A 20,212-nucleotide genomic window follows, 5' to 3' on the forward strand; every position below is an offset into this window, starting at 1 on the left:
TATTTTTTCTTTATGCAAGGCAAAAAAATCAAGCATAGCTATAGCTACGGTTTATTTTTTAAACGAAGTAGAAAGGAAAAAGAAACGATGAATATGCGAAATTTTTAGTTATAAATCGTATTACTCATTAATAATGATTCCTCTATGTTTTAAAACTAATAAATAATTTAAATTGAAACCTTCCCTTATTTTTACATAATAAAACATTGATAATCAATTTTTTAAAATAATGTATAATTATTTTTATGAGTTTTTTAAAACTCATTGATTATTAAAATATAAAAAAAAAGAAAAAAAGAGGTAACAAATTAACGGCTTAAGACATAAACTTATAAGTAAGAGCAAATCCTAGAGGGTAGGCAAATCAAATTGGATATGCAATTACGAAGAGAAATCAAGAGCCGTGGTGTTTTTAGGGTATGGAATGCCACGGTTTGATTTCACAATTATCCCTGATATTTGCAATCTGAAAAAAGCTAGAGAATGCACAAAAGTCAATTATAGAAAATTAAGGGAAAGATGTGTCTAATGAATAATTATTCAGACATATTCTCTTCCATCTCTATAAGTTTTGCAATGCTTTTTAATATGCGTTGATGTTTTTTAACAAAAGGATTGGTCTTATCCCATACATATCCAGCAAGTACTGCGCATATTTGCTCTTTTATTTCTTCATTAGGCTTATCGTGAAAAATAATTTTCTGAAGATTTCCTGTATACCATTCCTTTACATAAGTAGAAAACACATCAACACCTTGTTTCATGTAATCTACAAATTCTGATTGCCAATCAACGTCTTCCTCATCAAGCTGTTTTATTGTTAATTTAGCCGCTAATAAACCAGTTTCTGTGGCAAAAGAAACTCCAGAAGAGAAAACAGGATCCAAAAATTCTGCACTATTTCCAGTAAGTACAAAACCATCTCCAAATAATCTGGTAACATTTTTGGAAATATTCTCTACTTTATATGGCTCAAATAAATATGGAATATCTTCAAATTGATCATAATAGTGTACCGAAGTTTTTATCATTTGTTGTAATACTTCAGTTTTAGTACCTTTATATTTATTGATCCATTCCATTGGTCCCACAAACCCAATACTTGTATTACCGTTGGAGAAAGGTATATACCAAAACCATACTTCTCTTTCAATAATTTCGAATGTAATCGATGTTCCTTCAATTCCTTCGGGTCTTTTTATGTCTTTTACTTGTGTAAAAATTGAACCATGCTCGGCAATTTTTGGAGGAGCTTCGAGACCTAATTGTTTCGCGATAACTCTTCCAAAACCACTAGAATCTATAATAAACTTAGCTTTTATATTACTTTCAGTACCATCTTTATGCTTTACCGTAGTCAATGAATTAGCACCTTGAAACTTTACACTAGTGACTTCAGTTTCAAAATCTACACTTACGCCTTGTCTAATTACTTCATCAATTAAAGTTTTATCAAAATGATCTCTGGGGACCTGCCAGGTCCAATTCCAACCCTCACTGTATTTTTTGCTGAAATCAAAACATCCTATAACCCCATTACGTATAAATCTGGCACCAAGTTTTTTTTCATACCCCTGTTGCATCAGGCATTCTAATAATCCGGCTTCATCAAAGTTATCCATGCATCTTGGAATAAGACTTTCTCCTACCTGAAAACGCGGGAATTTTGTTTTCTCCACAACTTTAACATTAATTCCATGTTTGTTAAGATATGCAGCACTAACACTCCCAGAAGGACCAGCTCCAATGACTAATACGTCTACATTTTCTTTTTTCATATTTTTAAAGGTACTATAAATACATTACATTTGCCATCGTAAAAATAGAGACTTAAAGTCTAATTTTTATGAATAATTGGAAAAAACTTACGAATTCGCGAATGCTAATACTAAAGGATAGGTTAGAAATTAAAGATTTTATTAACATTATTTTTAACAGTGAAGAATTGTTTATAGATGAGTTCATTACAGACAGAGTAGTAAGGAGTTATGAGTTTTTAGAAGAATTCTCTGAAAATAAAGTGATCTATGGTGTGAATACTGGTTTTGGTCCTATGGCACAGTATAAGATAGATGATAAGGATCGCATAGAGTTACAATTTAACCTCATAAGAAGCCATTCGTCAGGTGTAGGCAAACCCATTGAACCTGCATATGTAAAAGCATTGATGCTGGCACGTCTTAATACATTATCATTGGGTAAATCCGGAGTTCATATTTCTGTTATTAATGGACTAAAAAATTTGATCAATAATGATATTACTCCACTTATTTTTGAACATGGTGGTGTTGGGGCTAGTGGTGATTTGGTTCAATTAGCTCATTTAGCTTTGGTATTAATAGGAGAAGGAGAAGTTTTCTATAAAGGAGAGAGAAGAAATACAGCAGATGTATTTGAAGAATTAGACCTACAACCGATACAGATTAAAATCAGAGAAGGTTTAGCATTAATGAATGGAACATCAGCAATGACAGGTATAGGAATTGTTAATGTTATTAATGCTCAAAAACTATTAGATTGGTCAATATGCTGTTCTTCGGCAATAAATGAAATTGTAGAAGCGTATGATGATCATCTCTCAGAAGAATTAAATAATAGTAAACTTCATCACGGTCAGCAAGAGATTGCCAGAAAAATGAGAAATCATTTGTCAGATAGTAAACTTACCAGAGATCGTAATGAGCATTTATATTCTGGTCAGAATGGAGATACTTATTTTAAGGAAAAAGTACAGGAATATTACTCTTTGCGATGTGTTCCTCAAGTATTAGGTCCTGTTTGTGACACAATCAAGCAAGTAGGTAAAATATTAATTGAAGAATTAAATTCTGCCAATGATAATCCCATTATCGATGTAGAGACAAAGCATGTATATCACGGAGGTAATTTTCATGGAGATTATGTTTCTCTGGAAATGGATAAGCTTAAATTAGTAATTACTAAGTTATCAATGTTGGCAGAGCGTCAGTTAAACTACTTATTAAACTCTAAGCTCAATGATATTTTGCCGCCCTTTGCTAATCTTGGTAAATTAGGTTTTAATTTTGGTATGCAGGGAATACAGTTTACAGCGGTTTCTACCACTGCAGAAAATCAAATGTTATCAAACTCTATGTATGTTCATAGTATCCCAAATAATAATGACAATCAGGATATTGTAAGTATGGGAACCAATGCAGCTAATATGACTAAAATGGTAATAGAAAATACCTTTGAGGTACTTGCTATAGAACTAATGACTATTGTACAGGCATTAGAGTTTCTTGATTTTGAAGATAAATTATCAAGTAGAACACAAACTTTAGTAAATGACATCAAAAAGATTGTTCCTCCTTTTACCAAAGATTATGTAACCTATCCATTTGTTCAAAAAGTTAAAGATTTTTTGAAAAATAATGATGCTTATCAAAATGATATTTCAAATTAAGTTGTAATTTATAGTTATTTAGATGAGATCAGGTGTTAACCTATCTTTAAACATTTGAACTAATAAGAAATAAACTTAAACTATGAATATTATGAAAAAAGCACTTTTAATTACACTAACATTTGTAGTTGCTTTACAGATTGTTTCTTCTCAAGAGTTGGCATTGGCAAGAGAAGACGGCAAGTTTGGATATATTAACAAAGAAGCAACTTTTGTTATTCAACCACAGTATAAAAAGGCACATAGTTTTTCAGATGGAGTAGCTCTTGTTTTGGAGGGAAAAAAATGGGGATTTATTCTTCCGGATGGAAGTTGGCTTTTAGAACCTCAGTTCGACAAAGCTAAAAACTTTGATAGTGGTGTGGCAATGGTGATAAAAAATAAGAAATGGATCTATATAGATAAAAAAGGGAAAGAATTAGAATATTCTAAAGAAGAAAAAAAATACCCTTTTGTAGATGGAGTGGCATTTATTAAATCAGATAAAAAGGTAGGTTTACTAAATACAAAAGGAGAAGTAATTGTAGTACCAAAATATAAAGTTATTAAGGGTTTCCGGAATGGTTATGCTCGTTTTGCTACCCAAAATGATATGTGGGGTATTATTGATAATAAAGGAACAATTGTTGTTAAACCAGAATATACAGGAATTGGTAATTATGTTAATGGAGTGGTAAGAGTACGAAAAGGAGAAGAAACCTTCGGGATTGCTTCGCCAAATTCTTTTAATTTAGTTGATGGTGCCCTAAAAATATGGGATTTTAAGGTAGGAGGAAAATATACAATTGCAAGAAAAGGTGAAAAAATAGGTTTTATAAATAAAGAAGGTACCTGGGTTATTGAGCCTCAGTTTGTAAAAGCAAAAGCATTTAAAAATGGATATGCAGGCGTATATAATGGTGAAAAATGGGGATTTATTGACACAAATGGTAAGGTTGTTATAGCGTATCAGTTTGATGATGTAGATTTCTTTGCAGAAAATGGATTAGCACCTGTAAAAAATGAAGAATGGGGATTTGTGAATACAAAAGGAGAAATAGTGATAGAAACCAAATATGGTATTACGGCAGGTGGTTTTGGTTTTTTATCTGGTAAAGTTGCTGAGAAAGGATTTATAAATGGCTTAGCACGTGTTAAAAATAACAAAAAATGGGGATTTATAAAAGCTAATGGAGAACTACTTGGGGATAAATGGTTCGAAAATCTGGAGCTTTTTGTAAAGATTAAATAATCATTTTTTTCGAAAATGAACAACATTAGACGATTGTTAAAATTGTTCGTAATCTTTTAATATTGTTAAATAAAACTTAATTTGGAATAGTTGTTGCTTTTAATTAGAGTATGTTTAAAAAGAATACAATTTGAAAATCAATAGTTTGAGGTTCTGAGGATACTTCAAATCATGAGAATATCGAGATATTTTAATTATTTGAAGTAAGCTCACGGTTATTAAAATATTTGTTTTCAGGAAGTAAGGTTTTTAAACAAGCTCTTAAACCGTAATTGTTTTTTAAAAACTAAATTGATACATGAAATACGCCCTTGTTACTGGTGGATCCAGAGGAATAGGAAGAGCAATAGCTATAAAATTAGCTAAAGAATTAGAATATCCTGTTTTGATAAATTATCAATCTAATGATGTTGCTGCCAATGAAACAAAAAAGATAATTGAAGATCTTGGAGGTAGTTGCACATTATTAAAATTTGATGTAGCAAATATCGAGTCTACTCATAAAACATTAGATACATGGATTTCTGATAATCCTGATGCTATTATTGAAGTTGTCGTTAATAATGCAGGGATCACCAGAGATGGATTGTTTATGTGGATGAAACCAGAAGATTGGCATAATGTTTTGAATATAAGCCTACACGGTTTTTATAATGTAACCAATTACTTAATTCAGAAAATGTTGACCAATCGATATGGTCGTATTATTAATGTGGTTTCAGTTTCAGGAGTAAAAGGAACTCCGGGACAAGTAAATTACTCTGCCGCCAAAGGAGCGATGGTGGCAGCGACCAAGGCATTAGCACAAGAAGTAGCAAAACGAAAAATCACTGTAAATGCAGTAGCACCTGGATTTATAAATACAGATATGACAGCAGAGATGAATGAAAAAGAACTAAAACGTTTGATTCCTGTAAATCGTTTTGGCGAGGCAGAAGAAGTTGCTGATTTAGTATCCTTTTTAGCTTCAAAAAAAGCATCATATATTACAGGAGAAGTGATTAATATTAATGGAGGAATTTATTCGTAGTAGTATATGCGTAGAGTAGTGATCACAGGGATGGGAATATACTCCTGTATTGGAACTAATATACAGGAAGTTAAAGAGTCATTATATAAAGGTAAATCAGGAATAATTTATGAACCATCTCGTAAAGAATTTGGTTATAGATCCGCACTTACAGGGACTGTACCCAAGCCTAATTTAAAAAGTGAGCTTAGCAGGAGACAGCGTGTTAGTTTTGGCTCAGAATCAGAATATGCCTACATAGCAACAAAACAAGCTTTTGATCAGGCAGGTATAGATCAGGATTTTTTGGATCAGGAAGAAATAGGCATTTTATTTGGTAATGATAGTACTGCACAGTCAGTAATGGAAGCAATAGATAAAATAAGAGTTAAAAAGGACACTACTTTAGTCGGATCAGGAGGAGTTTTTAAATCTATGAACTCCACAGTAACTATGAATTTGTCAACAGTATTTAAATTGAAAGGAATTAATTTTACGATAAGTGCTGCCTGTGCAAGTGGATCTCACTCTGTAGGTATGGGATATTTATTGATTAAACAAGGCTTACAAGATTATATATTATGCGGAGGCGCTCAGGAAATCAATGATTACGCTTTTGGAAGTTTTGATGGCTTAGGAGTTTTTTCTGTGAATGAACAAGATCCTATAGGAGCTTCAAGACCATTTGACAGGAAAAGGGATGGTTTGGTTCCTAGCGGTGGTGGAGCAGCTTTGTTTATGGAGAGCTATGAAAGTGCCATAAAAAGAGGAGCAACCATCTTGGGAGAAGTAGTTGGGTATGGGTTTTCATCAAATGGAGATCACATTTCTACTCCTAATCAAGAAGGCCCTGCAAAAGCAATGAGACGAGCAGTAGAGCAGGCAAATATCAATACTGAAGATATTGACTATGTAAATGCTCACGCGACTTCTACGCCTATTGGAGATGCCAATGAGGCAAAAGCTATTGATCAGGTTTTTGGTAAATCAAAACCATTTGTGAGTTCTACAAAATCCATGACAGGACATGAATGTTGGATGGCAGGAGCCAGCGAAATAGTATATTCTCTAATTATGTTAAATAATTCTTTTATAGCACCTAATATTAACCTGGAAAACCCAGATGAAGATTCGGTCAAGTTAAATTTAGTAAAAGAAACCGTAGATAAAAAAATTGATGTATTTTTGTCGAATTCATTTGGATTTGGGGGCACAAATTCTGCAATCGTCATAAAAAAGATTTAGTAAACAAAAAAAATTACTTAAGGATGATGGAAACAAGTGTGATTATTGGAAAAGTCGATGAATTTTTAATTGAGGAATTCGAAGTAGAAGCAGAAGATATATCTGCAGATGCTAATTTAAAAGAAACATTGGATTTAGATAGCTTAGACTATGTAGATCTTGTGGTAGCTATCGAGGCTACTTTTGGAGTAAAATTGATAGGAGATGATTTTGTTGGCATAGAAACTTTTAGAGATTTCTATAAGTTAATAGAGCATAAGGTTAATAACACTCAAGCGGCATAATGACCCAATGGAGAGGAAAAGCTAAAGGAACGCCTTTAGGATATAAAATTTTCATTTTTTTTATTAGAAATTTAGGAATTAATGCAGCATATTTTGTTTTAATATTTGTGTCTGCATATTACCTTGTGTTTTCTTTCTCAACAACAAAAACTAGTTATTATTTTTATAGAAAAAGACTTAAACAACCTTTTTTTCGTACAATAATAAATGTCTATAAAAATTATTTTGTTTTCGGTCAAACACTGATAGACAGAACGGCTATATCTTTTGGTTTAAAGGATAAGTTTATTTTCACCTATGATGGCAAAGAGAAATTACAAAAAATTATAGATCAAAAAAATGGCGGGATTATTTTTAGTGCTCATATAGGGAGTTTTAATATTGCCCGCTACTTTTTTGATGAATTTGATATGGTTGGGACTGGTGTTAATTTGATGGTGACTGATCAGGAAAGTGAACAAATTAAGCAATATGTCGGTGCTGTATCTTCTGAAACTACTTTAAAATTTATTGTCATCAAAGAGGATATGTCTCACATATTTCAAATGAATGATGTTTTAACTAATGGAGAAGTCATTATTTTTGCAGCAGATAGATATGTAGAAGGTATTCAGTTTATAGAACATGAACTTTTTGATAAAGCTGTAAAATTCCCTTCAGGGCCGTATAAACTTGCTGCCAGGAAAAAAAAACCAATGCTGTTTATGTATATCATGAAAGGATCTGGAAAAAAATATCATCTATATGCTCGAGAACCACAATTTCAACACTCTTCTATTAAACCAAGCCATATTCTAGGTGAATATGTTAGAAATATGGAAATTATGGTTAGAAAATATCCCTTACAATGGTTTAATTATTATGACTATTGGGATGACTTAAAACCTAATTCATGAAAAATATACTTGTGCTGTATTACAGCCAAAGCGGTCAGTTAAAAGACATTTTGATAAACCTGATAAAACCATTTCAAGAAGATGAAAATTGTAATGTAATAGTACAAGACATAAAACCAGAAACTGAGTATCCTTTTCCATGGAATAAAAAAGATTTTTTACAGGTTTTTCCAGAATCTTATCTACAGATTCCACAACCTAATAGACCAATTCCTGAACAAATAAAAAATAATGAATATGATCTTATTATTCTAGGATATACCGTTTGGTATTTATCTCCTTCAATTCCGATTAATTCGTTCTTAAAAAGTAATGATGCTAAACAGCTATTAAAAGATACACCTGTAATTACAATCAATGCTTCGAGAAATATGTGGATTTTGACTCAGGAGAAAATAAAAAGGTTATTAATAGATAATAAAGCAAAATTAGTTGGTAATTTAGCTTTTGTTGATAAGCATTGGAATCATATTAGTGTTATCACTATTGTACATTGGATGATGAAAGGGAAAAAGACAAGGTATTTGGGGATTTTTCCTAAACCAGGAGTGTCTGAAGAGGATATCAAAAATGCAGGCACATTTGGAGACGTTATAAAAAAACATCTTTTTCAGAAAAGTTTTGAACAATTGCAAAAAGAGCTTGTCAGTAGAGGAGGAGTTATGATAAAACCTTTTTTAATCAGGTCTGATAAATCTGGAAATCATATCTTTAGTAAATGGGCAGCTCACATATACAAGGTAGGCTTAAAATCACCCGTAAATAGACAAAAATGGCTTAATTTTTTCAGGTATTATTTACTATTTGCAATTTGGGTTTTTGTGCCAATAGTTTTTATTATATTTTTGTTGACATATATACCATTTTATACACGTATTAAAAAGAATATCAGCTATTATCAATCAATAAAGTTAAGGTAGGTAACTATTGTTTATGAAGAACGTTTACATTACAAAAACAGGGCATTTCTTGCCAAATAAGCCAGTTTCTAATGATGAAATGGAAAAGAGATTGGGAATGGTTGATCATCAACCCTCTAGGGCAAGGAGGGTTGTTTTGAGAAATAATGGAATTAAAGAAAGATATTATGCTATTGATGATCGTGGAAATATAACACATAATAATGCGCAACTTACCAGAGAAGCTATCAAAAATTTGTGTGATACAGAGTTTACAGAGGAAAATATAGAATTACTTTCTTGTGGAACATCCTCTCCTGATAATTTATTACCATCTCACGCATCGATGGTTCATGGGTTATTGAATACCCAAAGTATAGAACTTCATTCTGCATCCGGAGTTTGTTGTTCTGGAATGAGTGCACTTAAATATGGTTTTTTATCAATAAAATCCGGGAGTACTAATAATGCAATATGTACAGGTTCTGAAAGACCCTCTACTTGGATGCAATCACAAAAATATGAAGAAGAAGTTCATAGTCTAAAAAAACTAGAAGAAATCCCTGTGATAGGGTTTCAGAAAGATTTTTTACGCTGGATGTTATCAGACGGTGCCGGAGCATTTCTCTTAGAAGATCAACCAAGAGGAGAAATATCACTAAGAATTGACTGGATGCAAGCGTATTCATATGCGCATGAGTTAGAAGCCTGTATGTATGCTGGTGGTGAAAAGCTTGAAGATGGCTCGTTAAAACCCTGGACGGATTATACACCAAAAGAATGGTTGGATGAATCTATTTTTTCACTAAAGCAGGATGTGAAACTATTAGATAAGCACGTTGTAGAAAAAGCTATTGTGAGTCTAAAAGATGCGGTTATTAAACATAAATTAGAGCTCGATGATGTAGCTTATTTTTTACCACATATATCTTCTTTTTATTTTGAAGATAAATTGAATGATGAAATGGTAAAACAGGAAGTTGCTATTCCTAAAGAAAAGTGGTTTACTAATTTAGAAAACGTAGGTAATATTGGATCTGCTTCTATCTATTTGATGATTGATGAGCTTAAAAATTCAGGAAGACTAAAAAAAGGAGAAAAGATATTAGCATTAGTTCCGGAAAGTGGTAGATTTTCATATTTTCATATATTACTTACAGTTTGTTAATGAGCAATCGACTAGAAGATACCATAAGCGATATTGATTTTATAAAAAAATTAATCCCTCAGAAAGATCCATTTGTAATGATCGATAAGTTATTATATTTTGATACAGATAAAGTTATTTCTGGTTTAACAATAACTTCTGAGAATATTTTAACATCTTCTGACAACTATTTTACTGAAGGAGGATTGGTAGAAAATATGGCCCAAAGTATAGCATTACATCGTGGCTATCGCGGGTATATAAATAGGGGAAAAGACGAAAAGCCTAAAACAGGGTTTATTGGATCTATAAAACATGCAACAATACATTCTCTGCCAAAAGTAGGAACAGAACTCTTAACCACCGTAGAAATTATTGCTGAGATAATGCTGGTTTCTTTGGTGAAAATTGAGGTAAGGGATGAAGAAGGAAAGCTGATCGCTTCTTCTGAGATGAAAACGATTATTGTAGACAGATAAAAAAATTACAGGTAATTCTTGAAAGCTTAATAATTTTAAAACAATTAGTATGAAAAAAGAGGAAGTACCACAGGATGAAAGTTGTTTTTCTCGTACAAATATGAGAGAGGTCGTATATGCAGTTGATAAAGAAGGAAAGTATGGAAAAGCTTTAAGTTCTGGTTGGGATGCAAAAACAATTGCCTTAAACGAATCATTGCAACTAATTGATGAACAGTTACAAGAGACGATCCAAAAAATTAAGCAAGATGAACTGAGCCCGATTGCCTATTACATGGAACGTCATAGAATGGATGTTACTGTACTTTCTGGATATGTAGGCTTTTGGCAGTGGAAAGTAAAAAGACACCTGAAATCAAAGGTCTTTAAAAAATTAAGTGAGAAAACTTTACATAAATACGCTGAAGCATTCGAAATAAGTGTATCCGAACTTAAAAATCTAAAATTTGAAGATTAACTTTGAACACAATCAGTCTGCTCATTGCGAAAATGGAGTAGTTTCTAATTTACTGAATTACAACGGGTTTAAAATCAGTGAGCCCATGGTTTTTGGGATTGCCTCTGGCGTGTTTTTTATTTATATTCCATTCGTGAAAATAAATTTTGCACCAATGTTTAGCTTTAGACCAGTTCCTGGGTTTATTTTCTCCAGAGTCAGTAAAAGATTAGGTTTTAAAATTAAAAGACATAAATTTAAATCTAAAGAGAAGGCACAGGAAAGTTTGGATATAGAATTAGGGAAAAAAAATCCGGTAGGATTACAAGTAGGTGTATATAATCTTACTTATTTTCCTGATGAATACCGTTTTCACTTTAATGCCCATAATCTGGTTGTATATGGCAAAGAAGGTAATAAATATCTAATTAGTGATCCTGTAATGCCCGAAGTAACAACATTAACTGCCAAAGAGTTAGAGAAAGTACGTTTTGCAAAAGGACCTTTTGCTCCAAATGGGCATATATACTATCCAAGTCAGTTACCAGATACTGTCGATTTAGAAAAAGCAATCATAAAAGGAATTAAGCAAGCATATCGTCATATGTTGGCACCAGTTCCTATTGTTGGATATAGAGGAATCAAATTTGTTGCAAAAAAGATTCGTAAATGGCCTGATAAGATTGGGGTCAAAAAAACAAATCATTATCTGGGGCAGTTAGTCCGTATGCAAGAAGAAATTGGTACCGGAGGTGGAGGTTTCCGCTTTATATTTGCAGCCTTTTTACAAGAAGCTTCAGAAATATTAAAAAACCCTAAACTTGCAGAATTATCCGTAGAAATGACAGCTATAGGAGATCAATGGAGAGATTTTGCTATTGATGCTTCGAGACTATATAAAAACAGAAGTAGAGAAACTGATGCATATAATAAAATTGCCGATAAGCTAGATGCTATTGCAATGGCAGAAAGAGCAGTCTTTTTAAAACTAAAAAAAGCAATTAAGTAATAATTCGCTTATGAGCGCTTCTATTATACAAATAAATAAACTATCTAAGCGATATAAGGGAGCAGCTTTTTATGCTCTTGATACAATCGATCTGAGTATTGATAAAGGAGCTATCTATGGATTATTGGGTCCTAACGGAGCAGGTAAGACTACGCTGATATCTATTCTCTGTGGATTAATTAAATCTAGTCATGGCGAAATATTAATAGATACTAAAAATTTTAAAACAGATTCTATAGAGATTCAAAAGTTGATAGGAGTGGTTCCACAGGAATATGCATTATATCCTAAATTGACAGCAAAAGAAAATTTGTTTTATTTTGGCAGTATGTTTGGGATCAATACATCCCAATTAAAATCTTTGGTAGTATCTCATCTGGATCAATTAGGACTATTGCCATTTGCTGATAAAAAGATTAAGACATTTTCTGGTGGGATGAAAAGACGTGTCAACCTAATAGCAGGAATACTTCATAATCCGGAAATACTGTTTTTGGATGAACCGACAGTTGGGGTTGATGTTCAATCAAAACAGGCTATTCTCAATAAACTCATAGAGCTTAATGCATCAGGAACAACAATTATTTATACATCTCACCACCTTAAGGAAGCTCAGGATTTATGCACAAGAGTTGCTATTATTGATTCAGGCAAAATTATAGCAAAAGATACTCCCGATAATTTAATTTCAAAGGTTCCAAACGCACGTAATCTAGAAGATGTTTTTATAGAACTAACGGGTAGAGAATTAAGAGATTATGTATAAATTTATAGCATCTGTAAAAAAAGAATCTTTATTACTATTAAGAGATCCCGGAGGTCTGGTGATCCTTTTTTTGATGCCTGTTATCTTAGTAATTACAATTACATTGATACAAGATGCTACTTTTAAATCTGTTTCCAGCAATTCTATCAATATACTATTAGTAGACAATGATCAGGGAAAGCTATCTGCAGAGATTCAGAAGAATTTTGATGCAATAGAATTTCTTACACCAGTTTCTGAAATTGATAATATAAAAATTACTGAAGAAAAAGCTAGCTCGTTAGTAGCTTCTGGAGCGTATCAATTGGCGGTAGTAATACCGGAGGGTTTGAGTCAGGAACTTTCAAAACAAATTGATAAAAATATAATCAAAATATTAGAGGAATTCGAAGGCAAAGAAGATTCTCTAAAAATAGAAGCTATAGCAGAAAAGGCAATCAGTAAAACAGTAAAAATCTATTTTGATCCAGTCACCCAGGAGACCTTTAGAAGTTCCGTAATATTTGCCGTGGACAAATTAGTAGCTAATATTGAAACAAAATCTATTTATGAAGCATTTGAGAAAGAATTAGGAGAATCAGAGAGTCTCAAATCGTTTAATAGAGCGCATTTTGTACAATATAAACAAATTAACCCTTCATTATCCGGAGAATCAGTTCTTCCTAATTCTGTACAACATAACATACCTGCCTGGACATTATTTGCCATTTTCTTTATGATTTTACCACTGTCACTAAATCTCGTACACGAAAAAGGGCAAGGTACATTTGTTCGCTTACAGACCATGCCTATCAATTATCTGTTTATAATAGGAGGAAAAGCTATTTTATTTTTATTCGTCAGTGTATTACAATTCACGATTATTTTACTTTTAGGCATTTTTTTATTCCCGAAGCTTGGATTACCTACCTTAAATCTTGGTACTAACCTTGGGTTATTATATCTGGTAGCCATTTCTTCAGGGATGGGCGCTATTGGATTAGGAATTTTACTAGGCACCGTATTTAATACCCATGAGCAAGCTGCACCTTTTGGTGCTGTTTTGATAGTGATGCTGGCAGCAATTGGTGGCGTATGGGTACCTGTATTTGTAATGCCGGATACAATGCAAGTACTTGCAAAAGTGTCTCCCATGAATTGGGGTTTAGAAGCTTTTTATGATTGTTTTTTAAGAAAAGGTAATTTAGGGGATATTCTTCCGGAAATAGGTTTGCTTATTGGTTTTTTTATTAGTACTATCGTAATCGCTATATTATATTATGAAAAGAAAAAAGCGATTTAAAGAAATCATCACAGATATTAAACATGTACATGAGGTAAGAGTCAGGTTTAATGACTGTGATCCATTGAGCATTGTTTGGCACGGAATTTATATAACGTATTTTGAAGAAGGGAGAGAGGCTTTTGGTAGAAATCACGGAATTTCATATCTCCATGTAAAAGAAAACAATTATGTAACACCTATAGTGAATTCTAATTGTGATCATAAATTACCACTTAAATATGGTGATGTAGCAACAGTAGAAACAATTTATGTAGACAGTCCGGCAGCCAAAATGATTTTTAGGTACAATGTATATAACCAAAATAAAGAACTTGTGTGTGTTGGTGAAACAACACAAGTATTTTTGGATATGGAAGGAAATATGTCTCTTAGTATTCCTGATTTTTTTTTGGACTGGAAACGTAGTGTGGGGTTATTATGAGAAAAGTTTATCTAGCTGATGATACTATTATTTCTCCATTGGGTTTTTCTACAGAAGAAAATCTGCAAAACCTTCGTAATAATAGTACAGGTATTAAGGAAGTATTAGATGATTCTATATGGCCATCAGTATTTTATGGAGCTTTGCTGGATAATGATTCGCTATCAGATGCTTGGGGTAGCTTCTCAAACGATTCCGATTATACAAAACTTGAAAAGATGATGTTGTTATCAGTGTCAAAGCTATTAAAACAAAATCCATCTTTAAATATCCATAAAAGTGGAATCATTATTTCTACTACAAAAGGTAACATAGATAAGTTACGAGAAAAAAATAACAATAAAGCATATTTAGGAAGTATTGCGGTAACAATCCAAGACTATTTCAAATTAGAAAAAACACCAACCATACTTTCTAATGCCTGTATATCTGGAGGTCTGGCGCTAGCAATAGGCAAGAGAATGATTCAATCAGCGCTTTTTGATGATATTATTGTCATTGGAGGAGACTTGCTTTCTGAGTTTACATTATCAGGTTTTTTTTCTTTTCAGGCAGTAAGTCCAAAACCTTGCAAACCTTTTTGTAAAAATAGAACGGGAATTAGTCTGGGAGAAGCAGCAGCAGCAGCCTGGTTAAGTTCTGATATAAAAAACAGTAAAAGAAGTGTCATCGAGATTACAGGAGATGCCACTGCTAATGATGCAAATCATATTTCTGGGCCATCTCGCACAGGAGAAGGTTTGTATAAAAGTATTAATAAGGCATTAAAAGAAGCAGCACTGAGTAGTAATCATATTGATTTTATCACAGCGCACGGCACGGCGACTCCTTTTAATGATGAAATGGAAGCAATCGCTTTTAATAGATCCGGGCTTAAAAATACGCCTATTAATAGTCTAAAAGGATATTATGGACATACTTTAGGAGCCTCTGCATTAATAGAGAGTATTATTGCAAGACATTGTCTGCTTAATAATGAATTATTTGCTTCGCTAGGTTTTGAAGAGTTAGGAGTTTCTCAACCAATTAATGTTATTACAACAAATAGTAATCAGACAATACATCGAGTTTTAAAAACTGCATCAGGTTTTGGTGGTTGTAATGTAGCGCTGATTATAGAAAAAACAGGATAATAAAGTGTCAGGAAAAGAATACTATATATCAAATTTTTGTACCATAAGAAATGGTTGTGTTTTTAAAAATGGAAAGCTTATATATAAAGATATAACATCAGAATCACTGAAGGATTTCTCTAAAAATATATATAAGTTTATGGAACTAAATTATTCAAAATTCCATAAAATGGATGAATTGTGTAAACTAGGTTTTTTAGCTTCAGAAGTAGTATTACAGAATGAAGAAAATGTAGATGAGGATACAGCTTTGGTTTTTTCGAATAGGGCGTCTAGTTTAGATACAGATAGAAAACATCAACATACAATAGAAGATAGAGAACAGTTTTTCCCATCACCCGCCATATTTGTATATACACTTCCTAATATTATAATGGGAGAGATTAGTATTAGAAACAACATGAAAAGTGAGAATGCATTTTTTGTTACAGAAACCTTTCAACCACATTTTATAAGCAATTATTCAGAAATTTTAATGAATACGGGAAAAGCAAGTAGTGTTATTTGTGGTTGGGTAGATTTGGATAGTAATAAATATGACGTATTTTTGGCGTTACTTTCGACAAAGGGGATCAGGAGACTAACAAAAGAAGAATTAAGTAAATTATATAATCAATAATTATGGCAGAATTAAGAGAGGAGCTAAAAGAAAAAATAATAGAACAATTAAGTCTTGAAGATATTGAAATAGGGGAAATAGGGGATGATGATCCACTTTTTGGAGATGGATTGGGATTAGATTCTATTGATGCTCTTGAACTCATAGTATTGTTAGAAAAAGATTATGGAATTAAATTAAAAGATCCCAAAGAGGGTAAAGCTATTTTTGAATCAGTTGGTGTAATGGCAGATTATATATCAAAACATCGTACCAAATAATATGAGTAAAGGCATTGCCATAACCGGTATGGGAATAATATCTTCTATAGGAGATACCGTAGAGGATAACTTTCATGCTTTAAGATCAACAGTTCATGGAATTTCGAGAATTGAATTTTTAGAAACGAAGCATAAAGATGCTATAATGGTAGGAGAAATCAAGAAAACTAATAAAGATTTAGAGAATACACTTGGTTTACCTGCGATCAATAGCTTTTCCAGAACTGCTATGATTGGTGCAATTGCTGCAAAAGAAGCATTAGATAATGCCAAAATTGATAGTATCGATAAGTATCGTACAGGTTTTGTTTCGGGAACAAGTGTTGGCGGAATGGATATGACTGAGCGTCATTATTTAAAATATCATGAAATAAAAGAAAACAGGCGATATATTGAAGCACAACATGCCGGTTTTACCACAGAATCTATTTCGAATTATTTAGGAATTCGTGGATATGTATCTACGATAAGTACCGCTTGTTCTTCTGCTGCTAATGCCATTATGCTAGGGGCGCGTATGATTAAGGCAGGTAAGATTGATAGGATTGTTGTTGGAGGTACTGATGCATTATCCAAATTTACTATAAATGGATTTGGTACATTAATGATATTATCAGACGAGGAGTGTACTCCTTTTGATGAGAACAGAAAAGGATTAAATCTGGGAGAAGCGGCTGCATATTTGGTGCTGGAAAGTGATGAAATTGTCACCAAAGAAAATAAAGAAGTATTAGGCAGGGTATCTGGATGGGCAAATGCAAATGATGCCTATCATCAAACAGCATCATCTTCTGATGGGGAAGGAGCATATTTAGCTATGAAAAAAGCTCTTGAAGTAGCAAATATTTCTTCAGAAGATATAGATTATATAAATGCTCACGGCACGGCGACACCTAATAATGACTTGTCTGAAGGTGTGGCAATGACCAGAATTTTTGGTGAAGATACGATACCCACTTTTAGCTCTACGAAGGCTTTTACCGGTCATACACTTGCAGCAGCAGGTTCTGTAGAAGCTGTATATTCTATATTATCACTTCGTGAACACTTGATCTTTCCAAATTTGAATTTTCAAACCCGGATGAAAGAATTTTCGCTGATCCCACAAACCGAGTTGATTTCTAAAGAGATGAAAACCATTCTTTCGAATTCTTTTGGATTTGGCGGTAATTGTTCTACTTTAATTTTTACCAGATAATGAGTGGTTGTTATATAAACGGTATTGCTACTATCACAGCACAACCAACTACCGATCCCAATAATTTTCTTGAAGATGTTATCGCTTTTGATGAAGTAATTTTTAGGGCTACAGATCCTGATTACAAGGCATATATCAAACCTTCTGCAATGAGACGAATGTCTAAGTCTGTAAAAATGGGAGTTACTACTTCTAAAATAGCGCTGGCTTCTTCTTGTATAGAAATGCCAGACGCCATCATTACCGGAACCGGAATGGGGTGCAAACAGGACTCAGAAAAGTTCTTGGAAAAAATACTCCATAATGATGAACAGTTTTTGACACCAACACTCTTTATTCAATCAACGCATAATACAGTAGGTGGGCAAATAGCATTAGGATTAGGATGTAAAGCTTATAATGTAACGTATGTACAAGGTGCTGTATCCTTTGAGACTTCTATAATTGATGCACATTTGATGCTATCAGAATCACCTGAAAAAAATATTTTGGTAGGAGGGATTGATGAAATTGCCAAAAACTCTACACTGCTACATACATTAGACGGACATATAAAAAATAAAAATATAAACGTGCTTGATTTGCTGGATTCTAACAGTAAAGGAACAGTATGTAGTGAAGGCGCTACTTTTGTAGTGTTGGGTTCTGAAAGAAAAGAAAATAGTTTAGCAAAAATTGTTGATATTGAGACCAAAAATGCTGCTACTCCAGATGAAATTAAAAAGGACATAGAAAAATTTATAGATAGACAAGGTTTGTCAATTAATGATATTGATGCAATTGTTTTAGGAAATAATGGAGATATCGATTTTGATCACTACTACAAAAATTTACAAAATTCGATATTTTCTGAGAAAGAGCAATTATGTTATAAACACGTGATAGGTGAATATCATACGGCTTCTGCAGTTGGGTTTTGGATAGCTAGTAAAATTTTTGAGACTAACAAGGTGCCTTCAGTATTAAAAGTAAATAATATTAGCGCGCAAAATCATAAAAACATACTTTTATATAATCAATATCGTGCTAAAAATCATAGTATCGCCTTATTGCAAAGATGCTAGTCAGAAAAGTAGTTAATAGTATATCCTTAGTAATCATTATTATAGTAATGGTTACCATTCTTTTTAACAAGCTACCTTGGTGGAGCTTAGCTGCTATTGTATTAATATGGATACTAATAACTGCATATGGAGTTGCTAATATAAGATCTGGATATTTTCTTAAAAGCCTAAGTTATAATCCTGATACAAAAAGACGACAAATTGCGATTACTTTTGATGATGGTCCTAGTCAGAATACATTAAAAATTTTAGATGTACTAAATAAATATAATGTAAAGGGAACTTTCTTCTGTATCGGAAAACAAGTAAAGTTATATCCTGATATTACTAGAGAAATTATTGCAAAAGGTCATATCATAGCCAATCATACATATAGTCATGATAAATTTATTGATATGTATACTACCAAAAGGTTTACAGAAGAAATTATAACGACAGATACTGTTATTAGAGAAGTTTCAGGAAAGATCCCCTTGCTCTTTAGACCTCCGTATGGGATAACAAACCCAAATATAGCACGAGCAGTTAAAAAGACAGGACATCACGTAATAGGTTGGAACAAGAGATCTTTTGATACTACAATTCCTTCAGAAAAAGTAATTCTTAATAGAGTTACTAAAAATCTAAAACCAGGCGATATTATCCTTCTTCACGATACAAAATTCATTACAATCGCAGTATTGGAACAATTGTTGCTATTTTTGCAAAAGAATAATTATACAACAGCTACTATAGATGAATTATTTTCAATACAAGCGTATGCTTAGACATTTGTGTGTTTTCTTTTTTTCTTTTGTTTTTATTTGTTATGCACAGGAAACAAAATTATCTCAATCAGAGATTGAGGAATTAAAAAGCAATGTGAGTGCTACCGCCCAAAAATCAAAGACAATTGTAAACTCTTTTACGCAATTAAAGCATATTGATTTCTTATCAAATGATATAGAGAGTAGTGGAGACTTATATTTTAAAGCCCCTAATATTATAAAATGGAGTTATACCAAACCATATGATTATAGTGTAATTTTTAAAGATAAAAAACTATATATTAACGATTCAGGAAAGAAAAGTGATGTAAATTTGGCTTCTAATAAAGTTTTTAAAAAACTAAATGATTTGATAGCCAAAAGTGTGAGCGGTGATATGTTGGATGAAAATCAGTTCTCAATGAATTTTTATAAAAATACACTTGGATATATTGCAAAGCTTTCGCCAAACGATCCTACTTTACAAAAAATGTTTAATCAAATTATATTAACCTTTGATATAGAGGTTTTTTTAGTTTCTCAGGTTAAACTTGTCGAATCCTCCGGAGATTATACCTTAATCAATTTTAAAAATAAATCAGTAAACCAACCTATTTCTGATGCGGTATTTGCTCATTAGTGTATTTTTAATCCTTTT

Annotated in this window: 22 protein-coding genes; 21 read left to right on the forward strand and 1 reads right to left on the reverse strand. The window is 32.5% G+C overall.

The genetic code is table 11. From position 1 onward, the window contains the following. Positions 1-536: 536 nt before the first annotated feature. On the reverse strand, positions 537-1,778 hold the full coding sequence (locus F0000_RS15370; protein ID WP_149625615.1) for an NAD(P)/FAD-dependent oxidoreductase: 1,242 nt from the start codon (positions 1,776-1,778) through the stop codon (positions 537-539). A gap of 101 nt (positions 1,779-1,879) precedes the next feature. Here F0000_RS15370 and hutH point away from each other — a divergent pair, with 101 nt between their 5' ends. From hutH to F0000_RS15475, 21 genes are all read left to right on the forward strand, one after another. Beyond that, complete coding sequence (gene hutH, locus F0000_RS15375) at positions 1,880-3,427, forward strand: histidine ammonia-lyase (protein WP_149625672.1); 1,548 nt, start codon at positions 1,880-1,882, stop codon at positions 3,425-3,427. A gap of 91 nt (positions 3,428-3,518) precedes the next feature. Further along, on the forward strand, positions 3,519-4,658 hold the full coding sequence (locus F0000_RS15380) for a WG repeat-containing protein (RefSeq protein ID WP_149625616.1): 1,140 nt from the start codon (positions 3,519-3,521) through the stop codon (positions 4,656-4,658). A gap of 298 nt (positions 4,659-4,956) precedes the next feature. Beyond that, positions 4,957-5,688, forward strand: coding sequence for a 3-oxoacyl-ACP reductase FabG (gene fabG / locus F0000_RS15385; RefSeq protein ID WP_149625617.1), 732 nt, complete (start codon positions 4,957-4,959; stop codon positions 5,686-5,688). Between the two features lie 6 nt (positions 5,689-5,694). Next, the gene (locus tag F0000_RS15390) at positions 5,695-6,912 is read left to right on the forward strand and encodes a beta-ketoacyl synthase (RefSeq protein ID WP_149625618.1); all 1,218 of its coding nucleotides are present in this window, start codon (positions 5,695-5,697) and stop codon (positions 6,910-6,912) included. A 26-nt stretch (positions 6,913-6,938) separates the two neighbouring features. Next, a complete protein-coding gene (locus F0000_RS15395) occupies positions 6,939-7,196 on the forward strand; it encodes an acyl carrier protein (RefSeq protein WP_149625673.1) in 258 nt (85 codons plus the stop codon). After that, positions 7,196-8,092: a lipid A biosynthesis acyltransferase gene (locus F0000_RS15400; protein WP_149625619.1), complete on the forward strand. Its 897-nt coding sequence runs from the start codon at positions 7,196-7,198 to the stop codon at positions 8,090-8,092. Before F0000_RS15395 ends, F0000_RS15400 begins: the two co-directional genes overlap by 1 nt. After that, a complete protein-coding gene (locus F0000_RS15405; protein ID WP_149625620.1) occupies positions 8,089-9,012 on the forward strand; it encodes a dialkylrecorsinol condensing enzyme DarA in 924 nt (307 codons plus the stop codon). The genes F0000_RS15400 and F0000_RS15405 overlap by 4 nt, the downstream gene beginning before the upstream one ends. A gap of 13 nt (positions 9,013-9,025) precedes the next feature. Next, positions 9,026-10,159 (forward strand): beta-ketoacyl-ACP synthase III, encoded by a 1,134-nt coding sequence (locus F0000_RS15410; RefSeq protein WP_149625621.1) that lies wholly within the window; start codon positions 9,026-9,028, stop codon positions 10,157-10,159. After that, positions 10,159-10,617 carry a hypothetical protein gene (locus tag F0000_RS15415; protein ID WP_149625622.1) on the forward strand — a complete coding sequence of 153 codons (459 nt, stop codon included), beginning with the start codon at positions 10,159-10,161 and terminating at the stop codon, positions 10,615-10,617. Before F0000_RS15410 ends, F0000_RS15415 begins: the two co-directional genes overlap by 1 nt. A 49-nt stretch (positions 10,618-10,666) precedes the next feature. Continuing rightward, on the forward strand, positions 10,667-11,074 hold the full coding sequence (locus F0000_RS15420) for a hypothetical protein (protein ID WP_149625623.1): 408 nt from the start codon (positions 10,667-10,669) through the stop codon (positions 11,072-11,074). Then, on the forward strand, positions 11,064-12,062 hold the full coding sequence (locus F0000_RS15425) for a BtrH N-terminal domain-containing protein (RefSeq protein ID WP_149625624.1): 999 nt from the start codon (positions 11,064-11,066) through the stop codon (positions 12,060-12,062). Before F0000_RS15420 ends, F0000_RS15425 begins: the two co-directional genes overlap by 11 nt. A 10-nt stretch (positions 12,063-12,072) precedes the next feature. Next, entirely contained in the window at positions 12,073-12,828 is a 756-nt protein-coding gene (locus tag F0000_RS15430; protein WP_149625625.1) for an ABC transporter ATP-binding protein, read from the forward strand. Beyond that, positions 12,821-14,110: an ABC transporter permease gene (locus tag F0000_RS15435; RefSeq protein ID WP_149625626.1), complete on the forward strand. Its 1,290-nt coding sequence runs from the start codon at positions 12,821-12,823 to the stop codon at positions 14,108-14,110. Before F0000_RS15430 ends, F0000_RS15435 begins: the two co-directional genes overlap by 8 nt. Next, positions 14,088-14,534, forward strand: coding sequence for a thioesterase family protein (locus F0000_RS15440; RefSeq protein ID WP_149625627.1), 447 nt, complete (start codon positions 14,088-14,090; stop codon positions 14,532-14,534). Before F0000_RS15435 ends, F0000_RS15440 begins: the two co-directional genes overlap by 23 nt. Further along, entirely contained in the window at positions 14,531-15,667 is a 1,137-nt protein-coding gene (locus F0000_RS15445) for a beta-ketoacyl synthase (RefSeq protein WP_149625628.1), read from the forward strand. The genes F0000_RS15440 and F0000_RS15445 overlap by 4 nt, the downstream gene beginning before the upstream one ends. A gap of 139 nt (positions 15,668-15,806) precedes the next feature. Beyond that, a complete protein-coding gene (locus F0000_RS15450) occupies positions 15,807-16,286 on the forward strand; it encodes a hypothetical protein (RefSeq protein ID WP_255452767.1) in 480 nt (159 codons plus the stop codon). A 2-nt stretch (positions 16,287-16,288) separates the two neighbouring features. After that, positions 16,289-16,546, forward strand: a complete 258-nt coding sequence (locus F0000_RS15455; RefSeq protein ID WP_149625630.1) for a phosphopantetheine-binding protein — start codon at positions 16,289-16,291, stop codon at positions 16,544-16,546. 1 nt (position 16,547) lies between these two features. After that, a complete protein-coding gene (locus F0000_RS15460; RefSeq protein ID WP_149625631.1) occupies positions 16,548-17,744 on the forward strand; it encodes a beta-ketoacyl-[acyl-carrier-protein] synthase family protein in 1,197 nt (398 codons plus the stop codon). Beyond that, positions 17,744-18,808 (forward strand): beta-ketoacyl synthase N-terminal-like domain-containing protein, encoded by a 1,065-nt coding sequence (locus tag F0000_RS15465; RefSeq protein WP_149625632.1) that lies wholly within the window; start codon positions 17,744-17,746, stop codon positions 18,806-18,808. The genes F0000_RS15460 and F0000_RS15465 overlap by 1 nt, the downstream gene beginning before the upstream one ends. Continuing rightward, positions 18,802-19,575, forward strand: a complete 774-nt coding sequence (locus tag F0000_RS15470; protein ID WP_149625633.1) for a polysaccharide deacetylase family protein — start codon at positions 18,802-18,804, stop codon at positions 19,573-19,575. The genes F0000_RS15465 and F0000_RS15470 overlap by 7 nt, the downstream gene beginning before the upstream one ends. Next, entirely contained in the window at positions 19,568-20,194 is a 627-nt protein-coding gene (locus F0000_RS15475) for an outer membrane lipoprotein carrier protein LolA (RefSeq protein WP_188112139.1), read from the forward strand. Before F0000_RS15470 ends, F0000_RS15475 begins: the two co-directional genes overlap by 8 nt. Positions 20,195-20,212: the final 18 nt, after the last annotated feature.

Origin of the sequence: Aquimarina sp. RZ0, from assembly GCF_008370685.1 — a bacterium.
GTDB lineage: Bacteria > Bacteroidota > Bacteroidia > Flavobacteriales > Flavobacteriaceae > Aquimarina.

What these genes read in the sequence shown, in the direction of transcription:
- F0000_RS15370 (WP_149625615.1), bottom strand. Translation starts at nt 1,778, where the DNA reads ATGAAAAAAGAAAATGTAGACGTATTAGTCATTGGAGCTGGTCCTTCT.
- hutH (WP_149625672.1), top strand. Translation starts at nt 1,880, where the DNA reads ATGCTAATACTAAAGGATAGGTTAGAAATTAAAGATTTTATTAACATT.
- F0000_RS15380 (WP_149625616.1), top strand. Translation starts at nt 3,519, where the DNA reads ATGAAAAAAGCACTTTTAATTACACTAACATTTGTAGTTGCTTTACAG.
- fabG (WP_149625617.1), top strand. Translation starts at nt 4,957, where the DNA reads ATGAAATACGCCCTTGTTACTGGTGGATCCAGAGGAATAGGAAGAGCA.
- F0000_RS15390 (WP_149625618.1), top strand. Translation starts at nt 5,695, where the DNA reads ATGCGTAGAGTAGTGATCACAGGGATGGGAATATACTCCTGTATTGGA.
- F0000_RS15395 (WP_149625673.1), top strand. Translation starts at nt 6,939, where the DNA reads ATGGAAACAAGTGTGATTATTGGAAAAGTCGATGAATTTTTAATTGAG.
- F0000_RS15400 (WP_149625619.1), top strand. Translation starts at nt 7,196, where the DNA reads ATGACCCAATGGAGAGGAAAAGCTAAAGGAACGCCTTTAGGATATAAA.
- F0000_RS15405 (WP_149625620.1), top strand. Translation starts at nt 8,089, where the DNA reads ATGAAAAATATACTTGTGCTGTATTACAGCCAAAGCGGTCAGTTAAAA.
- F0000_RS15410 (WP_149625621.1), top strand. Translation starts at nt 9,026, where the DNA reads ATGAAGAACGTTTACATTACAAAAACAGGGCATTTCTTGCCAAATAAG.
- F0000_RS15415 (WP_149625622.1), top strand. Translation starts at nt 10,159, where the DNA reads ATGAGCAATCGACTAGAAGATACCATAAGCGATATTGATTTTATAAAA.
- F0000_RS15420 (WP_149625623.1), top strand. Translation starts at nt 10,667, where the DNA reads ATGAAAAAAGAGGAAGTACCACAGGATGAAAGTTGTTTTTCTCGTACA.
- F0000_RS15430 (WP_149625625.1), top strand. Translation starts at nt 12,073, where the DNA reads ATGAGCGCTTCTATTATACAAATAAATAAACTATCTAAGCGATATAAG.
- F0000_RS15435 (WP_149625626.1), top strand. Translation starts at nt 12,821, where the DNA reads ATGTATAAATTTATAGCATCTGTAAAAAAAGAATCTTTATTACTATTA.
- F0000_RS15440 (WP_149625627.1), top strand. Translation starts at nt 14,088, where the DNA reads ATGAAAAGAAAAAAGCGATTTAAAGAAATCATCACAGATATTAAACAT.
- F0000_RS15445 (WP_149625628.1), top strand. Translation starts at nt 14,531, where the DNA reads ATGAGAAAAGTTTATCTAGCTGATGATACTATTATTTCTCCATTGGGT.
- F0000_RS15450 (WP_255452767.1), top strand. Translation starts at nt 15,807, where the DNA reads ATGGAACTAAATTATTCAAAATTCCATAAAATGGATGAATTGTGTAAA.
- F0000_RS15455 (WP_149625630.1), top strand. Translation starts at nt 16,289, where the DNA reads ATGGCAGAATTAAGAGAGGAGCTAAAAGAAAAAATAATAGAACAATTA.
- F0000_RS15460 (WP_149625631.1), top strand. Translation starts at nt 16,548, where the DNA reads ATGAGTAAAGGCATTGCCATAACCGGTATGGGAATAATATCTTCTATA.
- F0000_RS15465 (WP_149625632.1), top strand. Translation starts at nt 17,744, where the DNA reads ATGAGTGGTTGTTATATAAACGGTATTGCTACTATCACAGCACAACCA.
- F0000_RS15470 (WP_149625633.1), top strand. Translation starts at nt 18,802, where the DNA reads ATGCTAGTCAGAAAAGTAGTTAATAGTATATCCTTAGTAATCATTATT.
- F0000_RS15475 (WP_188112139.1), top strand. Translation starts at nt 19,568, where the DNA reads ATGCTTAGACATTTGTGTGTTTTCTTTTTTTCTTTTGTTTTTATTTGT.